Below are 18,776 nucleotides of genomic sequence, written 5' to 3' on the forward strand. Positions count from 1 at the left end.
GTCCCGCCAGCGGCGCCTGGCGGCGGCTCGACCTTTTGAGCGCCCCCGACACCGGACGGGACATGGCAAGAGGATTTAAGTCATGGCTGACTTTCGCAATATTCAGGCGCAGCAGAGGCCGGTAGGCGGCGCTCGCGCTGATGCAGGCATCGATCAGGGCCTGCGCAGCTATATGCTCGGCGTCTATAACATGATGGCTATCGGCTTGGCCGTTACCGGCCTTGCCGCATTTGCCGTTGCAGCACTCGCAACGACCACGGACCCGTCCGCAGCCGTCGCCCAGCTCGCCAACGGCAAGATGCTCACCGGTCTTGGTGTAGCGCTCTACACGTCTCCGCTTCGCTGGGTCGTGATGCTTGCGCCGCTTGCGGCAGTGTTCTTCCTGAGCTTCCGCATCGAACGTCTTTCGGTCTCGACCGCTAACGCCGTCTTCTGGGGCTATGCAGCTCTCGTCGGCCTGTCGCTGTCGTCGATCTTCCTGGTCTTCACCGGCCAGAGCATCGTTCGCACCTTCTTCGTGACGGCTGCTTCCTTTGGCGCGCTGTCGCTCTACGGTTACACGACCAAGCGCGACCTGTCCGCCATGGGCTCGTTCCTGATCATGGGCCTGTTCGGCCTGATCCTGGCATCGGTCGTCAACATCTTCCTCGGCTCCACCGCGCTGCAGTTCGCTATCTCGGTGATCGGCGTTCTGATCTTCGCAGGCCTCACCGCCTACGACACGCAGTCGATCAAGGAAATGTACTACGAAGGTGATTCTTCGGATGCGCATGGCCGCAAGGTCGTAATGGGCGCGCTGCGTCTCTATCTCGACTTCATCAACATGTTCACCTTCCTGCTGCAGTTCATGGGCAACCGTGAATAGTCGACTGAAGAGTGATGGAACAAAAGGGCAGCGGAAACGCTGCCCTTTTTGCTTTTGTCCATATGAATACTGATGCATGGTAGAAGCCTTATCAAAACACTTTACTCCGGTTCCTCCCATGCCCGTCATCCGTAATTTCCAGCCCGCCGATATCGAAACGATCACCACAATCTATACGGAAGCCGTTCTGACCGGCGCCGGATCTTACGAGATCGAGCCGCCTACAGTGGACGAAATGGTGAAGCGTTTTGAGGCATTCGTAGAGCAGGGCTTTCCGATCCTCGTCGCAGAGGAGGACGGCCAGGTTCTGGGCTATGCCTATGCGAGTTATTTCCGCGTCAGGCCTGCCTACCGCTGGCTTGCGGAGGATTCGATCTATATCGCCCCGGATGCGAAGGGAAAGGGTATCGGCAAGCTTTTGCTGCGGGAACTCATCGACCGTATTGCTGCATTGGGGTTCCGGCAATTGCTGGCGATCATCGGCGATGGCGAACACAATATTGGTTCGGTCAAGCTGCATGAGAGCCTTGGCTTCACCCATTGCGGACGTATCGAGGGTTCCGGCTTCAAGCATGGACGCTGGCTGGATACGGTGTTGATGCAGTTACCGCTCAACGGCGGGCGTTCAATCGAGCCGGGGACGCCGCCGCTTTCATGATCCTGTAGTCGCTGCCGAAATCAGCTTTCGACGAGCTTGAGGCTCTTGTCGAACACGCGCAGCACGCGTTCCAGCTCATGGCCGCGCTTCATGATAAGCCCGCTTGCAGCGATGACCGAGTAAGCGCCCTGTTTCTGCGCCAGCTTCGGATTCTTCTCAATGCGGAAGAGCGGTACTTCGCTTGCGCGGCGAAAGATGGAAAACACCGCACGGTCAGCCAGATGATCAATGGCGTAATCACGCCACGTGCCGGAGGCAACCATGCGGCCATAAATGTTCAGGATTTTGGCGAGTTCATGCCGGTTGAAACTGATGGGAGCCGGTCGCACACGGTCGATAGGCACGACCTTTGGCGAAGCAGACGAGGGAGAAGGGGATGACAAATCCTCATTCGCCACGCTTGACGTATTCATGTCGTTCCTTTCAGCCTTTTGCAGAGCCGGACCGAAGACCGGGCGGGATCAAGAACAAACTGCGCGCAACCGGTTTGGATATTCGGCAATGGCGACGAAGCGAACCGAACCGGCGCATGACAACAGGGTGATGCTTTTGTGAAGCAATTTCAAGGGGAGGCTTTCGCAGGCCGGTTTTCATCGCCAAGTATCTGGCGGGGAAAGCCCCAATAAATAGGGATTATGGGCTCTATATTAGTTATTCACGAAAAGAGAATGCCTGTTTGCAATGGTGATTGTCGGCCACATTTTCGCCTTGTCAGCTTCGCATTCCAGCCTGATTATGGCTTCAGCATCTACACGTTGCCTGAGACGGTTCGGTTCGGGTATGTCCGACCCCAAGCCCCCCGCCCAAAGGACTGCCCGAGCCGAACCAACCTTTTACAGCCCCGCTGAACCAAGTTGCAACACGCGCCCAGATGCCCGACGCTACATCAGCCCAAAATGAGAATCTGTTCGATCTGATCGAAACGCATTTCTTGCTGTAAATCGCGCAAGAGCGATGAGGATCGCAGAAAGCTCAAAGGCCGATCGGCTTCTTCTGCTTGAACATGGCCGCGCCATGGATAGGGCCGAGCGAATTGTCATCGCGCGTTTCCTGCAGCACCACCGCACAGCCTGAAACATCCTTGCGTTTCAGTTCCGACGCCGGGATTTGGATCTTCAGCGGCTTGCCGTCCCACATGCCGATCGTATTGGTATCGCGGACAGTGTTGCGATAGGTGACAGCCTCACCGGCATTCTCACCTTCGGTGATCGGAATGGTCACGGAATCGCGGAAATAGAACAGCACGACATGCACCGGCGCTTCCGGCTTCTTGCCTGCACCGATATCGATGGACAGGCGCCCGTCATCGAGCTGTGTGATCGAAACCGGCACATCCAGCTTGTTGGCCGCAATCTGCGCCTGAATGGCTTCGCTGTCCCGACCATTCACTTCCGTCGTACCATTGATGATGGCTTGCGGCGTATAGATCATGCGCGCATTGAAGGAGTTGCGATAGGCGTTCTGCCGGTCGGTATTTTCCTGGGTGGCAAGCGTGTCGCGCCATCCCATATAATCCCAGTAATTGACATGGAACGACAGCGCCAGAACATTGGGATCGTCGGCATATTTCGCGAAATTCTGGTCAGCCTTGGGGCATGACTTGCAGCCCTGGCTGGTGTAGAGCTCCAGAACGGCGGTCTTCTTGCCGCTGTCTTGTGCCTTGGCCGGCCCCTGCATGGAGATGCAGCCGGTGAATGCCAGCCCCAGAACGGCACAGATGCTACGCCAGCCGGGCAAATGCTCGCCGGTAAGCCATGAACCTGTCCCATAGAAGGGGGCGTGGAGTATCACTTCGTTTCATCCTGCAATAATTGTCGCTGACATCTATTATGTAAGAAGTCCTGCAATCAATAGGAATTCACGTTGCGGTGAGATTCGCAGGCGTTACGTTTCCCATATCTCACCCTTAAGGGGGAATATCACCAAATTAGCCCACAACAGATTGTGCGAGAATGAGACTGGTTGAACATGAGATCGAGCTTGAGAGAAAAAGCCATCGCCATTTGCGATGAGAAGATAGCGAAAAAGGGCGAGCTGGTCGGTATTTCGTTCTATGCTTTCTTTGCCAACAAGAACACGGAGCCGGAATTGCTCATGGAAGCTGCCGAGTGGTGGATCAAGACCCATACCCTTGATCACTTTGAAAAAGCAGTAAAAATCAGAGAAATGATCCGCTCAGGCCGATAGTTCCCGTGTCTAATCTAAAATAAAAAAGCCGCCGGATTTCTCCGGCGGCTTCTGAATTTCAAGCGCGTGCTGATTAAGCAGCGAGATCGCGCAGAACTGTCTGCAGAATGCCGCCGTTCTTCATGTAGTCGAGCTCGTCCAGCGTATCGATGCGGCAGATGAGCGGAACCTTCTTCACTGTGCCATCAGCAAAAGTGATCGAAGCGTCGACTTTCTGGCGCGGACGTACATCGGCAAGACCTTCGATGGTGACCATTTCGTCGCCCTTGAGGCCCAGTGTCTGCCAGCTGGTGCCTTCCTCAAAGACGAAAGGCACAATGCCCATGCCGACGAGGTTGGAGCGGTGGATACGCTCGAAGGACTGCGCGATCACGGCCTTGACGCCGAGCAGGTTGGTGCCCTTGGCAGCCCAGTCACGCGAAGAACCGTTGCCATATTCGACGCCTGCGAAGACGACGAGCGGCACGCCCTCGGCCTTGTACTGCATGGCAGCATCATAGATCGAGGTTTCTTCCTTCGACGGATAGTGGATGGTGTAGCCGCCTTCACGTCCGTTTTCGCCCAGCATGTGGTTGCGAATGCGGATGTTTGCGAAGGTGCCGCGCATCATCACTTCATGGTTGCCGCGACGTGTGCCGTACTGGTTGAAGTCGGCAACGCCGACGCCATGGTCGATGAGGTACTTGCCAGCTGGCGACTGTGCCTTGATGGAACCGGCAGGCGAAATGTGGTCGGTCGTGATCTTGTCGCCGAAGAGACCCAGAATGCGGGCACCCTTGACGTCACCGATCGTGCCGGCCGACTTGCCCATGCCCACGAAGTAAGGCGGGTTCTGCACATAGGTCGAGTTGTCGTCCCATGCATAGGTCTGACCTGCAGGAACCTGAACGGCCTGCCAGTTTTCGTCGCCCTTGAACACGTCCGCATATTTCTCCGAGAAGATCTTGCGGGTGACGTTCTTGGCGATGAATTCCTGGATTTCCTGAGAGGAAGGCCAGATGTCGCGCAGGAATACCGGGTTTCCGTTCTGATCTTCGCCGAGCGGCTCCTTGGTCAGGTCCTTGGTGACCGTACCGGCAAGAGCGTGGGCGACGACGAGCGGCGGCGAAGCCAGGTAGTTTGCCTGCACGTCCGGCGAAACGCGGCCTTCGAAGTTACGGTTGCCGGAAAGAACGGCAGCCGCGATCAGGCCCTTTTCGTTGATCGTCTTGGAGATTGGAGCAGGCAGCGGACCGGAATTGCCGATGCAGGTCGTGCAGCCGAAGCCGACGAGGTTGAAGCCGAGCGCATCGAGATCCTTCTGGAGGCCAGCGGATTCGAGATAGGCGGCAACGACCTGGGAGCCAGGTGCCAGCGAGGTCTTGACCCAAGGCTTGGTCTTGAGACCCTTGGCAACTGCGTTGCGGGCCAGAAGGCCGGCAGCGATCAGCACGCTCGGGTTCGAGGTGTTGGTGCACGACGTGATGGCGGCAATCGCCACATCACCATGACCGAGGTCATAGTCTTCGCCTTCAACGGCATAACGCGCGGTCTGGCCGGTGGTCTTCTTGTACTCGTTTTCGAGCGAGGTTGCGAAACCGGAACCGATGTTTTCCAGCGCGATGCGGCCTTCCGGACGCTTCGGACCGGCCATAGACGGAACGACGTCGCCCATGTCGAGTTCGAGAATGTCGGTGAAGACCGGATCGGCAGCACCCTTGTCGCGCCACATGCCCTGTGCACGGCAATAAGCTTCGACGAGTTCAATGCGATGCTCGTCGCGGCCGGTCGTGTTCATGTAGTTGAGCGTTTCGCGGTCAACCGGGAAGAAGCCGCAGGTCGCGCCATATTCCGGACCCATATTGGCGATGGTTGCGCGATCAGCCAGCGTCATGTTTTCGAGGCCTTCGCCGAAGAACTCGACGAACTTGCCGACGACGCCCTTCTTGCGCAGCATCTGCGTGACGGTCAGAACGAGGTCGGTCGCGGTCACGCCTTCCTTGATCTTGCCGGTCAGGCGGAAGCCGACGACTTCCGGCAGAAGCATGGAAACCGGCTGGCCGAGCATGGCCGCTTCAGCTTCGATGCCGCCAACGCCCCAACCCAGAACGCCAAGGCCGTTGACCATGGTGGTGTGGCTGTCGGTGCCGACGCAGGTGTCGGGATAGGCAACGGTTTGCCCGTCTTCTTCCTTGGTCCAGACAGCCTGGGCCAGATATTCGAGGTTCACCTGATGGCAGATGCCGGTGCCCGGAGGAACGACGCGGAAGTTCTTGAATGCCTGCTGGCCCCACTTGAGGAAGCGGTAGCGTTCGCCATTGCGCTGATATTCGAGGTCCACATTGGCCTTGAATGCGCTTGGATTGCCGAATTCGTCGACGATGACCGAGTGGTCGATGACGAGATCGACGGGAACGAGCGGGTTGATCTTTTCCGGATCGCCGCCGAGAGCCTTGAGGCCGTCGCGCATGGCTGCAAGGTCAACGACGGCAGGAACGCCGGTGAAGTCCTGCATCAGCACGCGGGCCGGGCGGTAGGCGATTTCTGCGCCTGCGGAACCGCGGTCGTTCAGCCACTTGGCAACAGCTTCGATGTCCGACTTCTTGACGGAGCGGTCGTCCTCGAAGCGGAGCAGGTTCTCGAGCAGAACCTTCATGGAGAATGGAAGCTTGGAAACGCCTTCGAGGCCGTTCTTTTCGGCTTCGGTCAGGCTGTAATAAACATAATCCTTACCACCTACGGTAAGGGTTTTGCGGCATTTAAAGCTGTCGATGTGCGACACTGCGTTCGTCCTTCATGCTACTGGCCGGAAAACCAGGACGAACGCCTCTGCTGCGTTTCAAGGACGCGCCAAGGTGCGGGTGCAGTCATTTCCGCTGTCCGTCCCGATGCCTGCGTCCTTGAGGGCAACAGGTTGAGATCGGCCAAAAATGGTTTCCACGCCGACCGCTGGCGTGGTAGCCCTCATATAGAGAGTTTTCTAAAACGATTCCAGACAGAATATCGTGAATTCGGCCCCTTGCGGCGAAATGTTGCGATGCCTTTCCATAGATCTTCCGGGGTTCCGGTTCTATTGGTCTGGCAATTATCTATCGGGGCTTAGAGGGTATAAAATGCGGCTTGAAGCCGAAAATCTGGCGGGCGAGAGAGGCGGGGAAACGATTTTCGCTGGCCTGTCTTTTGCTCTCAGTGAAGGCGAGGCGCTGGTGGTGACTGGCCCGAACGGCTCGGGCAAGTCCACGCTGCTGCGAATCATCTGCGGCCTGCTTCTGCCAGAAGCCGGAAAGGTGGAACTTCGCGAGGATGGCACAGTTTTGCCGGTGCGCGCCGCCTGCCATTATCTCGGCCATCAGAACGCGATGAAACCGGCGCTCAGCGTGCGTGAAAACCTGTCCTTCTGGCAGAAGTTCAATGGTGCTGCGCAAACGGAGATCGATGAGGCGCTGGAAGCCGTCGATCTGCCCGGCGTGGAACATCTGCCGTTCGGCTATCTGTCGACGGGGCAGAAGCGCCGTGTTTCCATCGCCAAGCTTCTGGTCAGTCATCGTCCGCTCTGGATCGTCGATGAACCGACAGCCGGTCTGGACAAGGCGTCGGAAACCCGCTTTGCGGAAATCATGCGCGGACATATGCGGGAGGGCGGCATGATCATCGCTGCAACGCATATTCCTCTTGGCCTTGAAGGTGTCACCTCGCTCGACATGGCTGCCTATTCAGTCGAGGCTGCCTGATGCTGGCGCTTTTCCTGAGAGATTTGCGCCTCAGTTTCCGCGCTGGTGGTGGCGCGCTGATCGGAATCCTATTCTTTCTGGCCGTGATTTCGGTGATGCCCTTCGGCGTCGGGCCTGATCTCAATCTTCTCGCACGCATCGGCCCTGCCATGCTGTGGATCGGCGCGTTGCTGGCAACGCTACTGGGGCTTGACCGGCTGTTTCAGGCTGACCGGGAGGATGGTTCGCTCGACCTGCTGCTGATCGGCGCGGACAGTCACATGCTGGCCTTCACGGTTTTTGTGAAATGCGTGGCCCATTGGGTGGCAAGTGTGCTGCCGCTGGTAATCGCATCGCCAATGCTCGGCCTGTTCATGAACATGGATGCATCGGCAATCGGCGCAACATCGCTGACGCTTCTGGTGGGAACACCCGCCATCGCCTTCATTGGCGCTGTGGGTGCAGCCCTTGCAGTGGCGCTGCCGCGTGGCGGGTTGCTGGTGTCGGTGATCGTTCTGCCGCTCACCATTCCGGTGCTCATTTTCGGTGTATCAGCTTCGCATGGAGCGACCGTAGACAATGCGCCCTTTCTGGCGCCATTCCTTATTCTTGCAGCACTCACCCTGTTCTTTGCCGTCCTCGGGCCTCTGGCCGCGAGCGCGGCACTGAAAAGTTCGGCGGATTGACGCAGTTGATTACGGTCAATTGAACGGCACGGGGGTGGAAGGTAAGTATAGGCCATGGAAAAAGACATGACCAAAGACGCCGTTAAAACCACGAGCTGGCTCGATCTGGCCAATCCCACGCGGTTCCTTGCCTTTGCAGGCAAGGTGTTGCCATGGCTGGCCGTGCTTTCGGTGCTGTTTCTGGCGGCTGGTCTCTTTATGGTCTTTTTCCTGTCGCCGGAAGACTACCAGCAGGGCATGACGGTTCGCATCATGTATATCCATGTGCCTTTCGCATGGCTTTCCATGATGTGCTATTCGATCATGGCTGTTTCGGCGCTGGGCACGCTGGTCTGGCGGCATCCGCTGGCCGATGTGTCGATCCGCGCCGCCGCTCCGCTCGGTGCCGTCTTCACCGCGCTTGCGCTTGCCACCGGTTCGCTCTGGGGCAAGCCGATGTGGGGCACATGGTGGGTGTGGGATGCGCGACTGACTTCGGTTTTCGTGCTGTTCCTGATGTATCTCGGCATTATTGCGCTGTCGCGCTCCATGGACGATCCGGCAAAAAGCGCCAAGCCTGTGGCCGTGCTCACGCTGGTCGGCTTCATCAATATTCCGATCATCAAATTCTCGGTCGACTGGTGGAACACGCTGCATCAGCCAGCCTCTGTTTTCCGCATGGACGGCCCGACCATCGACGCATCCATGCTACGCCCGCTTTTCGTGATGGCCATCGGCTTCTCGCTTCTGTTCTTCACACTGCATATGATGGCCATGCGCAATGAAATCTGGCGCCGCCGCGTGGCGTCGATGAAGAAGCTTGCCGCACGGAATGCCGACCGCAATCGCAAAGCACAGGAGGGTGCAGTATGAACCATCTTGGCTATGTTCTCGCCTCATATGGCATCACGGTCGCGGCACTCGCCGTCACCATCGGCTGGATATTGATCGATCAGCGTATCCAGAAAAACGAACTGAAGCGGCTTGAGGCGCAGGGTGTGCGCCGCCGTTCTGCAAAAGCCCCCGGTAAAGCACAATGACCGAAACGACCGAGAAGCCAGCCGCGCCGAAAAAGCGCTCCACATGGGTTGCCCTGCTGCCGCTGGCGATTTTCGTTGGACTGGCGGCGGTGTTTGCAGTCCAGCTTCTGTCGGGCAAGGACAATACGACGATCCCTTCCGCTTTGATCGGCAAGCAGGCACCGCAGACGAACCTGCCGCCCGTCGAGGGGCTGGTGCGTGATGGCGTGCCTGTGCCCGGCCTCAACAGCGAAGATTTTAAGGGCAAGCTGACACTGGTGAATGTCTGGGGATCGTGGTGCGTTCCCTGCCGTCAGGAGCATCCGCTCCTGATGGAAATCGCCAAGGACGAGCGCGTCCGCGTGGTTGGCCTCAATTACAAGGACCAGCCGGAAAATGCGCGCCGTTTCCTCGGCGATCTCGGCAATCCCTTTGCAGCAGTCGGTGCCGACCGCGCCGGGCGCTCAGCCATCGAATGGGGCGTCTACGGCGTGCCGGAAACCTTCCTCGTCGATGAGACAGGCAAGATCGTCTACAAGCATGTCGGGCCGTTTACGCCGGAGTCAGTGAAGAACGATCTGATGCCAGCGGTGGAGAGGGTGCTGAAAACTGATTAAGAAGGTTTATGGTCGTACAGTTCGCGAAAGAACTCATTATTATCAAATTTCGAGAAAGCTTCTTTTAGTGATGGGATATGATTATTAAAGGTTTCTCTGAATTTAATAGATAAATTGAATGTATCTATCGAGTTCATGCGCTTTTGAATAAATCTTAGGTGTTGATCATTCCTAGCATAAGCGAGTCGTTGACTTGATGAAGCGATCAAACCATTAAATTTGCTTCGGACGGTCTGTGGAGGAGCTGCTCTCAATTGAGTAATTATCTCCTCACTTTGATGTGCAAAGAATAAATGGTGAGGGGAGATCGGGCAGGCCAGCCAACCTTGAGAACTGTTAAAAGGTGCATCGAAAATAACTGGTCTATCTGAGGTTATAAAATCATAGTTACGTACATAAAGTACGAACCATATCATTTTGAGAATTCCATCAATTATTCTTTTGTTGGACATTATCTCTGGCAATTTCAGCATGGCTTCCTGCGGCGCAGATGCAATTATTTCATTGCTAACTTGATCGAATTAATCGTCCGAAGTACGTCGAATACGATCATATAGGGCCTCAAGTGTTGGTATGATTGACTCGTAAAGATCTTTCAACGAGGCCTTAAAAGTCAAAATGTCATCCGGCATTCTCAACATTAAAGTCGCGATATACTGAACCCAAGCATGCCGCTGTGCTGAGGTAAGTGATTGTTCAGACAATAACAGTTTTTGCGCTTCTGCGGCTCGGCTGTCGATAGGAGACAGAAACTCCGTTTCGATTTTTTGCGCAGCGTCATCAGGAAGACCGTCTATAGCATACAAACGATTGATATAGCCCGTTGCTGCTGGGTGAACTCGTCGCGGTTTTACTACGTTACCGTAAGGTCTGCCGAATTCAACGAGAGTATCTGTTTCGCCAGTCCATTGTTTGAGATAAAAAACCGGAAGAAAATGATGCTTCTTTGGGGGTGCCATAGTTTCTATCTAAATCCTAAAAACGGATTTGAATATTCTATTTGAAAGACACTTCCAAAAATAAACCCTTCCCACATGGAGTAGGAAGGGTTTTGTTTTTGTAAACAGATATTTCATCAATCCGGCAATTTTCGCACCGCGCCCTTGGCAGCGCTGGTTGCCATGGAAGCATAGGCCTTCAGCGCGGTCGAAATCTTGCGCTTGCGTGTCTCTGCTGGCTTCCAGCCTGTTTCATTCTGCTCGGCGCGGCGTTCGGCCAGCGTTGCATCATCAACAGCCAGATGGATCTTGCGGTTCGGAATGTCGATATCGATGATATCGCCTTCGCGCACCAGACCGATCGTGCCGCCTTCGGCTGCTTCCGGCGAAACGTGACCAATCGAAAGACCCGATGAGCCTCCCGAGAAACGTCCGTCGGTGATCAGCGCGCAAGCCTTACCCAGACCCTTCGACTTCAGATAGCTGGTTGGATAGAGCATTTCCTGCATGCCGGGGCCGCCGCGCGGGCCTTCATAGCGGATCAGCACAATGTCGCCAGCCTTGATCTTGCCGTTCAGAATGCCGAGCACCGCGGTATCCTGACTTTCAAAGATGCGGGCAGGGCCGGAGAACTTGAGGATGGAATCGTCCACGCCTGCCGTCTTCACGATGCAGCCGTCTTCGGCCAGATTGCCGTAAAGCACGGCCAGACCGCCATCCTGACTGAATGCATGTTCCTTCGAGCGGATGACGCCCTTTTCACGGTCGGTGTCGACGCTGTCGAAACGGCGTTCCTGGCTGAAGGCAACCTGTGTCGGCACGCCGCCGGGCGCAGCCGAATAGAACTTGTGCACCATATCGCTGTTGGTGCGGGTCACGTCCCAATGATCGAGCGCCTTTGCAACCGTTTCGCTGTGCACGGTTGGCAGATCGGTATTGATCAGGCCTGCCTTGTCGAGCTGGCCGAGAATGCCCATGATGCCGCCTGCGCGGTGCACATCTTCCATGTGAACCGTGTTGTTGGCAGGCGCGACCTTGCAGAGCACCGGCACGCGGCGCGACAGGCGGTCGATATCGGCCATGGTGAAATCGATTTCGGCTTCCTGTGCAGCTGCAAGCAGATGCAGAACCGTATTGGTCGAACCGCCCATGGCAATGTCGAGCGTCATGGCGTTTTCAAAAGCCGGGAAGCTCGCAATTGAGCGCGGCAGCACGCTTTCGTCGTCCTGCTCGTAATAACGGCGGGCGAGATCAACAACCAGATGACCGGCTTCGACGAAGAGGCGCTTGCGGTCGGCATGGGTTGCGAGCGTCGAGCCATTGCCCGGCAGCGACAGGCCGAGCGCTTCGGTGAGGCAGTTCATCGAATTCGCGGTGAACATGCCCGAACAGGAACCGCAAGTCGGGCAGGCTGAACGCTCAATCGCCTTGACCTGATCGTCGGTGTAGCTGTCATCAGCGGCTGCAACCATCGCATCGACGAGGTCGAGCTTCTTGACCTGATCGTCCCAGACGACCTTGCCTGCTTCCATCGGACCGCCGGAAACGAACACGACCGGGATATTGAGGCGCAGGGCAGCCATCAGCATGCCGGGGGTGATCTTGTCGCAATTGGAAATGCAGACCATCGCATCGGCGCAGTGCGCATTGACCATATATTCGACCGAGTCGGCGATGAGTTCACGCGACGGCAGCGAATAGAGCATGCCGTCGTGACCCATGGCGATGCCGTCATCGACCGCAATGGTGTTGAATTCTTTTGCCACGCCGCCAGCGCTTTCAATTTCGCGCGCGACGAGCTGGCCGAGGTCCTTCAGGTGCACGTGGCCGGGCACAAACTGGGTAAACGAGTTCACCACGGCAATAATCGGCTTGCCGAAATCCTCATCCTTCATTCCGGTGGCGCGCCATAGGCCGCGCGCGCCGGCCATGTTGCGACCGTGGGTGGTTGTACGCGAACGATAAGGAGGCATTTTCAAACCTTTTAGGAACTATTCCAATGTGTAACGTCGATATGACAGAACCGTTCCCGCTGAGCAAAGCGCAAATTGCCCCATACTATCGGGGCTGAACCATTCGCAGACTTGCGGACAACGGAAAGGGTTCCGGCGTGCGACAGCTTTCGCAGGCACAGACACGGCAATCTAGCACGTTATTGTTATAATGCAAAAGATATTGCGCTGAAAACGTAAGGAAGTTGCTCAACCTTAAGATGGTGCGTCAGCCATGGCGGCATCCAGCAGGGCATTCGCCGTTTTCATCCGCTGTTCCGCGGCAAGGCGAAACTCTTCCGGCAGGCGGTCTGGATGATTGCTGGCGGCAAAGCTGCGCCGCCGCCGTTGCAGTTCGGAGCGTTTCAGGCCGGAATGCAGGTCCAGCTCCTGGCGGATTGCATCCGGCGACTGCTTCTGCATCCGCGCTTCTATCGCCTGTCTTTCCTGTTCAGGCTCGGGCGCAGCCTCCGGCACGCTCTCAATATCGAACAGGCTTTCAAGATCGTCCGGCTGGCGGGGTGTTGCTGGCGTATCGCCGAAACCCACGGAATAGACGGCGGAAGCAAACCCGAATTGCGGCGGGCGGGTGTTTTCCTCGGGGCTTGCGTCGGCCTCGACTTCCTTCAGAACCGTTGCGAAATCCGGGCGGTTCCGCAGCATCAGGCTTGCTGCACCCTATGCGACGAAAAGGCGGAAGCCAGAGCGCGCGTCAGCCGGGATGGCAGCACAGGCTTCTGAAAGACCGGTATTCCGGGATAACGTGCCGCAAGGCGCGCTGGAAGGCCACCGCCGGTATGGATGACCACGAAGACATCGCGGCTCTTCAACCGGTCCAGCACGGCTTCCACATCGCCATCGGCGAGGTTCACATCGAGAATGGCAGCATCAACTTCATTGCGATTGATGATATCTATTGCTTGCCGGACGGTGCCGACCGGACCGAGAACGGTTCCGTTCGCATCCTCGACAGTCGCGGCGACATCGAGGGCGACGAAAATCTCGTCTTCCACCACCAATACCCGCCGCTGTCCAAGATCGTTCATCACTTGTCTCGCTGCCTCCCTTTTTGAGGTAAGCCCTTCACGCAAGAAATGCGCGAGCGCAAGCAGAGGTTCCCTTCGCCGGCATGATAATTCGTTAATGGTGAATCAAACCTTTACCGGTTTTGGAGGCCGCGATGTCAGAAGGCGGTGAAGGTCAGCGTCGTCAGTGAACGGATGATGTTGGGAATGTTGAGAACATTCTCGTTGATGAACTTGCCGATATCCTGATCCTCGGCAATGTAGATCTTGGCCAGAAGGTCGAATTCGCCGCTGGTGGAATAAAGCTCGGAGACGATTTCGCGCTGAAAGAGCGTATCGGCAACTTCGTAGGTCTTGCCGGGGGCACACTGCAGTTGCAGGAAAACGGGCTTCATGTCTCTTCCTTTCGCGACGGGACTGCGTGGCGGATATCACAGCAGTGTTTGCAGGTTACAAACACGGACAGCCCGCCGAAATCAAGAGCGAAAGCATAGCGGATGGCGATGTTTGGCGCAGCAGGTTTGTCCTCCACGCATGGCTGGTTCACGCGGAGGTTTTAATTTACTCAATTGTAATTTTCTTGAGAGGGCGCAATAAGACTTCTCCCAGAAATTGTAATTTGCGCGTCCGATTTATATGAAATTTGTACTTCCCGCCGTTTTGCTGCTGTTCGCGTTCGCCTTTTTCTCGGCGTGGCTTTCCGATCGCGGTCGCCAGTTTCTGGCGTCCTGCGGCGCTTGTTTCCTGCTGATCGGCCTCGCAATGCTGGTCCAGCTTGGTGATTTCCCTTCGGACGACAATCTGAACACGGTGCTTTCTGCCGCATTTTATGTCGGAGGCACGCTGGTTGGCGGCTATGGCATTTTGCAGCGAAGCGGGCTGCGGCTTACATCTGCCTTCTACATATTGAGCTTTGCCCTCATCGTCGGCGGTGTCTGGTATTATTGCTATATTGAGCCCGATCTTATGTCGCGGGTCTATGTGCTCAATCTGGGCATGGCCACGTTGATCCTTTCTTTCGCATGGCAGGCGCGGCGGCTGTTCAAGGGGCCGCTGGTGGACAAGCTGCTGCTGGTCATGCTCGTTCTGGTGGCATTGCAATTCGTGCCGCGCACGCTTCTGACCGCCCGCTCCCTGCTCGGCGATGTCGATGGCAACGATTTCGCAACGACTGTTTTTTGGCAATGGACGGTGTTTTCCACCGCTATAGCAGCGGTTGTCACCGGCTTCGCCTTGCTGGCCGCTGCCGGTTACGACCGTATCGGCGAACTGTCGCATGAACGTGACAGCGATCCCTTGACCGGGCTCCTCAACCGGCGCGGACTGGAAATGCGCTACGATGCGCTTTCACAGACGAAAAAGGGCGTGCCCGGCTGGGTTGCCGTTTGCGATATCGATTACTTCAAGGCGCTGAATGATGCCTATGGCCATGCGGCGGGCGACGCGGTTTTGAAGGAATTCGCTGGAATCCTGCGCAAGCTCATCGGCGAACGGCCACTGATTGCGCGTACTGGCGGCGAGGAGTTCGTGATCTGTGTCGACGACATGCATGCCGATAATGTCTTCCAGCTTATGGAAGGCGTGCGGCAGAACATCGAGAGGCACCGGTTCCAGCGCCTCGCAAAGGAAGCCAGCGTCACATGCAGCATAGGCTGTGTCCGTCTGCCGGAGCAGGGTGATTTCTGGCAGGCGGTCGATAAAGCCGACAAAATCCTCTACGCCGCCAAGAAAGAAGGACGCAACCGCACCTATGTGGAAGGGTTGAACCCGAACAGCGACGGATAGTTCACAGAGCGGACGAATTTTGGGGATGGCGGTTTTTACGGGTGGCCTTCGATAACTTTCCGGTGATGATCCGCACATTGCCGCAAATCATGCTTATTATCGCCGCCGATAATGTGAGTACCGAGGAGTTCCCGAAAGTCCGATGAAATTCAAATCCCTTGTGTTGCCTGTGTCCGCTGTTGTTGGTCTCCTCTCGTTCGGCCCGGCGGTTTCCCCGTCTTTTGCAATGAATGCTTCCGAAAAGGCCCAGCTCGAGAAGCTCGATCCGGCAACCCGCCTTGAACAACGTTGCGACGTGGAAGCAATGGAACGCATCACGCGGGAACAGAAGTTTTCGGTCGACAAGGTTCTGGCATATGCCTTCTCCGATCCCGTGACCACGAAGAATTCGATCGAGGCCGATGGCGCTGCCTTCCGCAGCCGCGAGCACTGGTACAAGCTGTCCTTTGTCTGCAAGACGGATGAGGAACATATCAATATCGTTTCGTTTCGCTACGATATCGGCGATGAAGTGCCCCAGAACCAGTGGGACAAGCACTACCTCGTCCCATAACAGGGTCGTCTATTCTTCCGAGTCGTCCGAACGGCAGGCTGACAGCAGCGTCACTTCCTTGGCGGTGTGATCGGCCTCGAGATGGCTCAGCACAGCCTGACCGTCCTTGTCGCTCCAGCGGTAGCTGTCCTGCTCATCGATGGCGACATATTTCTTGAGACTGTCATGCCATTGCAGCGCGATCATCTTGCCTTCCGCATCGAGAACCGCAAAGCCGGGTGCACTGCCATTGCGGATATAGGTGACAGGCACGACGACCCCACGTTCGCAGATGTAATCGACCCGCTCGATGGGGTTTGCATCCTGAGCCTGCGCCGAAACAGAAGGCGCGAAGAGCATTGCCGGGCCTGCTATAACCGCGAAAAGGGTGCAAATGGAACGCTTGCCATATGCCATGGTGAAAAATCCTCGGGTCAGCCAATCGATACAGGGAAAATAACTCTTCGGCGGCCCGGTTCAAGAGCGATCATATCGCGCGGTAAAGTTGCAACCCGACAGCAAAAAATAATCAGCCTGCGACCGATTTCCTGCAACCGAAACAGGTTTCGCCCGTTATCAGCCTGCCGGTCGCGAGATTGGCGGAGGCCCGGATGAATACTTGCCCCCCGCAACCCCAGTCCGGGCCTCACTTCCGAGGTTGGAAAGATTGTATCTGAAATTATTGGGATTGTTCGTACTCATAGCAGGCACTTATATCGGGTGAGCTTGATTTAGAAATTTATACTGAAGCCTGGTGATCCCATATGACGCTTAATCTGATCGTGGCTTTTGTTGTTACCGGATTGCTCCTTCATTTTTTCAATTGGCGTAAGACCGGAATCGTTCTGATCGGCCTTGCGGCCATCTTTTACGGTGCAATTGCTTCGGCAATTCTTCCCGACACGCTGATGAGCCGCCTGCAATCGGCCTATTCATCGCAATTGCAGACGCAGCTTGAAGACAATACTGCCTTCATCGTCTTCGGCATGGGAACCCAGACAGTCGATGGCGACGGTCAGAAGGTGGTCGAACCACTTGCCGTCTCCTACGGGCCGATTTTGGCGGCGGTCGCCATGAACCGACAATGTGTCGAGAAGGGTTTTCGCTGCAAGTTCATCGCCAGCGGCGCCGATGTAGCCGGAACGGGTGTTTCCGAAGCCGCATCAATCGCCACGCAGCTGGAAAAGGCCGGTGTCGATCCCGCTTCCGTCCTGCTTGACGAGAAAAGCCGCAACAGCTGGCAGAACTCCAGGAACGTGGCAGCAATCCTGCGCGAGATCAGACCGGCGAAAGTTGTTCTGCTACAGGCTGCGCCGATGATGAAGCGCGATCTTCTTTATCTGGCACATTTTGGTGTGAAGCCTGAGCCGGTTGCGGCCGGTTATCTGACCGGGTCGCATACCAACATGTCTTCGCCGGGCCCGTCTTTCCTCATGACCGATCTGGCGCTTCACGAGGAGATCGGAGTCTGGCGCTATACGCTCTACAACTTCATGGGCTGGAATGAGCCGAAGCAGCCTCCGCTCCAACTGGGGCAGGCCACGAGCAGCCTCCCCACCCAAACTTCACCGGCTGCCGGACCGGTGTCGGCTCAATGAGTTAATGATACTATCACCGGCGTGTTTCGACACGCCGGTGGAAAAATTATCTCCGAATTCTCCGACAAAATGAGTAGATTTTTCGAAGTCGTTTCAAATAACGACCGGCTTGTGGCATCCTGTCTTCAAAGAGCTCTGATACTGTCTTGGCCAGTGAAACATGGAGGCGGTCATGAAGATATCGAGATTCTCGCTCACTTTGGCAGCATTGGTGGCTGCGGCTTCGCTGACCGGAACGGTTCAGGCAAGCTTTGCCGATCAGACACTTCTGAACGTGTCCTACGATCCGACGCGTGAACTTTACAAGGATTACAACGCCGCTTTTGCCGCCCACTGGAAGGCAGAAACCGGCGAAACCGTCACCATTCGCGCTTCCCATGGCGGGTCGGGCAAGCAGGCGCGTTCGGTGATCGATGGCATCAAGGCCGATGTGGTGACGCTGGCGCTTGAAAGCGATATCGATGCTATTGCCGCACTTTCAGGCAAGATCGACAAGGACTGGCGCAAGCGCCTGCCCAACAATTCGGCTCCCTATACGTCAACCATCGTCTTCCTTGTGCGCAAGGGCAATCCGAAGGGCATCAAGGACTGGGGTGATCTGGTGAAGGACGGCGTCGAGGTCATCACGCCGAACCCGAAGACCTCTGGCGGTGCCCGCTGGAACTATCTCGCCGCATGGGCCTGGGCCTACAAGCAATACGGTGGCGACGAGCAGAAGATCAAGGATTACATCGGCGAACTGTTCCGCCATGTCCCGGTGCTCGATACTGGTGCGCGCGGCTCGACAACCACTTTCGTGCAGCGTCAGCTCGGCGATGTGTTGCTTGCCTGGGAAAACGAAGCCTATCTCTCAGTGGCTGAATTTGGCGAGGATGCATTCGACATCGTTGTTCCGCCGCAATCCATTCTGGCTGAACCACCGGTCGCGGTGGTGGACAAGAATGCCGAGGAAAACGGCACCACCAAGCTGGCGCAGGCCTATCTTGAATATCTGTATTCGCCGGAAGGTCAGGCGCTTGCCGCCAAACATTTCTACCGTCCGTCGAAGCCTGACATCATCCCTGCCGACAAGCAGCGCAAGTTTCCGGACTTGACGCTGGTGACGATCGATGATCCGATTTTCGGTGGATGGGCCAAGGCACAGCCCTATCATTTTGGCGATGGAGGAACGTTCGACCAGCTCTACAAGCCGGGAAAATAATCCGGA

General features: G+C 56.4%; 22 protein-coding genes. 12 read left to right on the plus strand and 10 right to left on the minus strand.

Annotated elements, in window-relative coordinates:
* Positions 1–82: 82 nt before the first annotated feature.
* Both FG152_RS04950 and FG152_RS04955 read left to right on the plus strand, forming a co-directional pair.
* Positions 83–865 (plus strand): Bax inhibitor-1/YccA family protein, encoded by a 783-nt coding sequence (locus FG152_RS04950; RefSeq protein ID WP_011982324.1) that lies wholly within the window; start codon positions 83–85, stop codon positions 863–865.
* A gap of 118 nt (positions 866–983) precedes the next feature.
* Positions 984–1,523: a GNAT family N-acetyltransferase gene (locus FG152_RS04955; protein ID WP_071632870.1), complete on the plus strand. Its 540-nt coding sequence runs from the start codon at positions 984–986 to the stop codon at positions 1,521–1,523.
* A 20-nt stretch (positions 1,524–1,543) separates the two neighbouring features.
* Here the strand turns inward: FG152_RS04955 and FG152_RS04960 are convergent, their stop codons facing one another.
* A complete protein-coding gene (locus FG152_RS04960) occupies positions 1,544–1,936 on the minus strand; it encodes a DUF2794 domain-containing protein (RefSeq protein WP_010657937.1) in 393 nt (130 codons plus the stop codon).
* Between the two features lie 559 nt (positions 1,937–2,495).
* Positions 2,496–3,230, minus strand: coding sequence for a DUF1223 domain-containing protein (locus FG152_RS04965; protein ID WP_498985429.1), 735 nt, complete (start codon positions 3,228–3,230; stop codon positions 2,496–2,498).
* A 261-nt stretch (positions 3,231–3,491) separates the two neighbouring features.
* Here FG152_RS04965 and FG152_RS04970 point away from each other — a divergent pair, with 261 nt between their 5' ends.
* Entirely contained in the window at positions 3,492–3,710 is a 219-nt protein-coding gene (locus FG152_RS04970) for a DUF6500 family protein (protein WP_010657940.1), read from the plus strand.
* Between the two features lie 73 nt (positions 3,711–3,783).
* Here the strand turns inward: FG152_RS04970 and acnA are convergent, their stop codons facing one another.
* Positions 3,784–6,471 (minus strand): aconitate hydratase AcnA, encoded by a 2,688-nt coding sequence (acnA, locus tag FG152_RS04975; protein ID WP_071632872.1) that lies wholly within the window; start codon positions 6,469–6,471, stop codon positions 3,784–3,786.
* Between the two features lie 331 nt (positions 6,472–6,802).
* Here acnA and ccmA point away from each other — a divergent pair, with 331 nt between their 5' ends.
* The 5 genes from ccmA (at position 6,803) to FG152_RS05000 (ending at position 9,700) form a co-directional block, all read left to right on the plus strand.
* Complete coding sequence (gene ccmA, locus FG152_RS04980) at positions 6,803–7,420, plus strand: heme ABC exporter ATP-binding protein CcmA (RefSeq protein WP_071632873.1); 618 nt, start codon at positions 6,803–6,805, stop codon at positions 7,418–7,420.
* Positions 7,420–8,085 carry a heme exporter protein CcmB gene (gene ccmB, locus FG152_RS04985; RefSeq protein ID WP_011982329.1) on the plus strand — a complete coding sequence of 222 codons (666 nt, stop codon included), beginning with the start codon at positions 7,420–7,422 and terminating at the stop codon, positions 8,083–8,085. The genes ccmA and ccmB overlap by 1 nt, the downstream gene beginning before the upstream one ends.
* Before the next feature lie 66 nt (positions 8,086–8,151).
* Positions 8,152–8,937: a heme ABC transporter permease gene (locus tag FG152_RS04990; RefSeq protein ID WP_375849048.1), complete on the plus strand. Its 786-nt coding sequence runs from the start codon at positions 8,152–8,154 to the stop codon at positions 8,935–8,937.
* Positions 8,934–9,104 (plus strand): heme exporter protein CcmD, encoded by a 171-nt coding sequence (ccmD, locus tag FG152_RS04995; RefSeq protein WP_010657945.1) that lies wholly within the window; start codon positions 8,934–8,936, stop codon positions 9,102–9,104. The genes FG152_RS04990 and ccmD overlap by 4 nt, the downstream gene beginning before the upstream one ends.
* On the plus strand, positions 9,101–9,700 hold the full coding sequence (locus FG152_RS05000; protein WP_454502821.1) for a DsbE family thiol:disulfide interchange protein: 600 nt from the start codon (positions 9,101–9,103) through the stop codon (positions 9,698–9,700). The genes ccmD and FG152_RS05000 overlap by 4 nt, the downstream gene beginning before the upstream one ends.
* Here FG152_RS05000 and FG152_RS05005 read toward each other — a convergent pair.
* The 6 genes from FG152_RS05005 to FG152_RS05030 all read right to left on the minus strand — a co-directional run bounded on the left by FG152_RS05005 (position 9,697) and on the right by FG152_RS05030 (position 14,049).
* Positions 9,697–10,173 carry a DUF4238 domain-containing protein gene (locus tag FG152_RS05005; RefSeq protein WP_454502822.1) on the minus strand — a complete coding sequence of 159 codons (477 nt, stop codon included), beginning with the start codon at positions 10,171–10,173 and terminating at the stop codon, positions 9,697–9,699. The genes FG152_RS05000 and FG152_RS05005 overlap by 4 nt on opposite strands.
* Before the next feature lie 48 nt (positions 10,174–10,221).
* Entirely contained in the window at positions 10,222–10,659 is a 438-nt protein-coding gene (locus tag FG152_RS05010) for a DUF4238 domain-containing protein (RefSeq protein ID WP_454502823.1), read from the minus strand.
* Between the two features lie 116 nt (positions 10,660–10,775).
* Positions 10,776–12,611: a dihydroxy-acid dehydratase gene (gene ilvD, locus FG152_RS05015; RefSeq protein ID WP_071632879.1), complete on the minus strand. Its 1,836-nt coding sequence runs from the start codon at positions 12,609–12,611 to the stop codon at positions 10,776–10,778.
* A 234-nt stretch (positions 12,612–12,845) separates the two neighbouring features.
* Positions 12,846–13,292: a hypothetical protein gene (locus FG152_RS05020; RefSeq protein WP_375849051.1), complete on the minus strand. Its 447-nt coding sequence runs from the start codon at positions 13,290–13,292 to the stop codon at positions 12,846–12,848.
* Positions 13,292–13,675 carry a response regulator gene (locus FG152_RS05025; RefSeq protein ID WP_011982335.1) on the minus strand — a complete coding sequence of 128 codons (384 nt, stop codon included), beginning with the start codon at positions 13,673–13,675 and terminating at the stop codon, positions 13,292–13,294. Before FG152_RS05025 ends, FG152_RS05020 begins: the two co-directional genes overlap by 1 nt.
* A 137-nt stretch (positions 13,676–13,812) precedes the next feature.
* Entirely contained in the window at positions 13,813–14,049 is a 237-nt protein-coding gene (locus tag FG152_RS05030) for an Lrp/AsnC ligand binding domain-containing protein (protein ID WP_010657951.1), read from the minus strand.
* A gap of 241 nt (positions 14,050–14,290) precedes the next feature.
* Here FG152_RS05030 and FG152_RS05035 point away from each other — a divergent pair, with 241 nt between their 5' ends.
* Together FG152_RS05035 and FG152_RS05040 are read left to right on the plus strand one after the other, a co-directional pair.
* Entirely contained in the window at positions 14,291–15,439 is a 1,149-nt protein-coding gene (locus FG152_RS05035; RefSeq protein WP_375849053.1) for a diguanylate cyclase domain-containing protein, read from the plus strand.
* A 142-nt stretch (positions 15,440–15,581) separates the two neighbouring features.
* The gene (locus FG152_RS05040) at positions 15,582–15,992 is read left to right on the plus strand and encodes a DUF930 domain-containing protein (RefSeq protein ID WP_071632882.1); all 411 of its coding nucleotides are present in this window, start codon (positions 15,582–15,584) and stop codon (positions 15,990–15,992) included.
* 9 nt (positions 15,993–16,001) lie between these two features.
* On the opposite strand, the gene FG152_RS05045 is transcribed toward FG152_RS05040, so the two are convergent.
* Positions 16,002–16,388: a hypothetical protein gene (locus FG152_RS05045; RefSeq protein WP_010657954.1), complete on the minus strand. Its 387-nt coding sequence runs from the start codon at positions 16,386–16,388 to the stop codon at positions 16,002–16,004.
* Positions 16,389–16,735: 347 nt separating this feature from the next.
* Between FG152_RS05045 and FG152_RS05050 the strand changes: the two genes are divergently transcribed.
* Positions 16,736–17,569, plus strand: coding sequence for a YdcF family protein (locus tag FG152_RS05050; RefSeq protein ID WP_029925981.1), 834 nt, complete (start codon positions 16,736–16,738; stop codon positions 17,567–17,569).
* 172 nt (positions 17,570–17,741) lie between these two features.
* The gene (locus FG152_RS05055; RefSeq protein ID WP_010657956.1) at positions 17,742–18,770 is read left to right on the plus strand and encodes a sulfate ABC transporter substrate-binding protein; all 1,029 of its coding nucleotides are present in this window, start codon (positions 17,742–17,744) and stop codon (positions 18,768–18,770) included.
* Positions 18,771–18,776: the final 6 nt, after the last annotated feature.

It is taken from the genome of Ochrobactrum sp. XJ1 (assembly GCF_024701725.1).
Lineage (GTDB): Bacteria > Pseudomonadota > Alphaproteobacteria > Rhizobiales > Rhizobiaceae > Brucella > Brucella anthropi.

Excerpts from the sequence above, each read along its gene's own strand:
- FG152_RS05055 (WP_010657956.1), top strand. The coding sequence starts at position 17,742 with ATGAAGATATCGAGATTCTCGCTCACTTTGGCAGCATTGGTGGCTGCG.
- FG152_RS05030 (WP_010657951.1), bottom strand. The coding sequence starts at position 14,049 with ATGAAGCCCGTTTTCCTGCAACTGCAGTGTGCCCCCGGCAAGACCTAC.
- FG152_RS05010 (WP_454502823.1), bottom strand. The coding sequence starts at position 10,659 with ATGGCACCCCCAAAGAAGCATCATTTTCTTCCGGTTTTTTATCTCAAA.
- FG152_RS05020 (WP_375849051.1), bottom strand. The coding sequence starts at position 13,292 with ATGCTGCGGAACCGCCCGGATTTCGCAACGGTTCTGAAGGAAGTCGAG.
- ccmD (WP_010657945.1), top strand. The coding sequence starts at position 8,934 with ATGAACCATCTTGGCTATGTTCTCGCCTCATATGGCATCACGGTCGCG.
- FG152_RS04960 (WP_010657937.1), bottom strand. The coding sequence starts at position 1,936 with ATGAATACGTCAAGCGTGGCGAATGAGGATTTGTCATCCCCTTCTCCC.
- ccmA (WP_071632873.1), top strand. The coding sequence starts at position 6,803 with ATGCGGCTTGAAGCCGAAAATCTGGCGGGCGAGAGAGGCGGGGAAACG.
- FG152_RS04970 (WP_010657940.1), top strand. The coding sequence starts at position 3,492 with ATGAGATCGAGCTTGAGAGAAAAAGCCATCGCCATTTGCGATGAGAAG.
- FG152_RS05005 (WP_454502822.1), bottom strand. The coding sequence starts at position 10,173 with ATGCTGAAATTGCCAGAGATAATGTCCAACAAAAGAATAATTGATGGA.
- FG152_RS04955 (WP_071632870.1), top strand. The coding sequence starts at position 984 with ATGCCCGTCATCCGTAATTTCCAGCCCGCCGATATCGAAACGATCACC.
- ccmB (WP_011982329.1), top strand. The coding sequence starts at position 7,420 with ATGCTGGCGCTTTTCCTGAGAGATTTGCGCCTCAGTTTCCGCGCTGGT.
- FG152_RS05000 (WP_454502821.1), top strand. The coding sequence starts at position 9,101 with ATGACCGAAACGACCGAGAAGCCAGCCGCGCCGAAAAAGCGCTCCACA.
- ilvD (WP_071632879.1), bottom strand. The coding sequence starts at position 12,611 with ATGCCTCCTTATCGTTCGCGTACAACCACCCACGGTCGCAACATGGCC.
- FG152_RS05045 (WP_010657954.1), bottom strand. The coding sequence starts at position 16,388 with ATGGCATATGGCAAGCGTTCCATTTGCACCCTTTTCGCGGTTATAGCA.
- FG152_RS05035 (WP_375849053.1), top strand. The coding sequence starts at position 14,291 with ATGAAATTTGTACTTCCCGCCGTTTTGCTGCTGTTCGCGTTCGCCTTT.
- FG152_RS05040 (WP_071632882.1), top strand. The coding sequence starts at position 15,582 with ATGAAATTCAAATCCCTTGTGTTGCCTGTGTCCGCTGTTGTTGGTCTC.
- FG152_RS05025 (WP_011982335.1), bottom strand. The coding sequence starts at position 13,675 with ATGAACGATCTTGGACAGCGGCGGGTATTGGTGGTGGAAGACGAGATT.
- FG152_RS05050 (WP_029925981.1), top strand. The coding sequence starts at position 16,736 with ATGACGCTTAATCTGATCGTGGCTTTTGTTGTTACCGGATTGCTCCTT.
- FG152_RS04990 (WP_375849048.1), top strand. The coding sequence starts at position 8,152 with ATGACCAAAGACGCCGTTAAAACCACGAGCTGGCTCGATCTGGCCAAT.
- FG152_RS04950 (WP_011982324.1), top strand. The coding sequence starts at position 83 with ATGGCTGACTTTCGCAATATTCAGGCGCAGCAGAGGCCGGTAGGCGGC.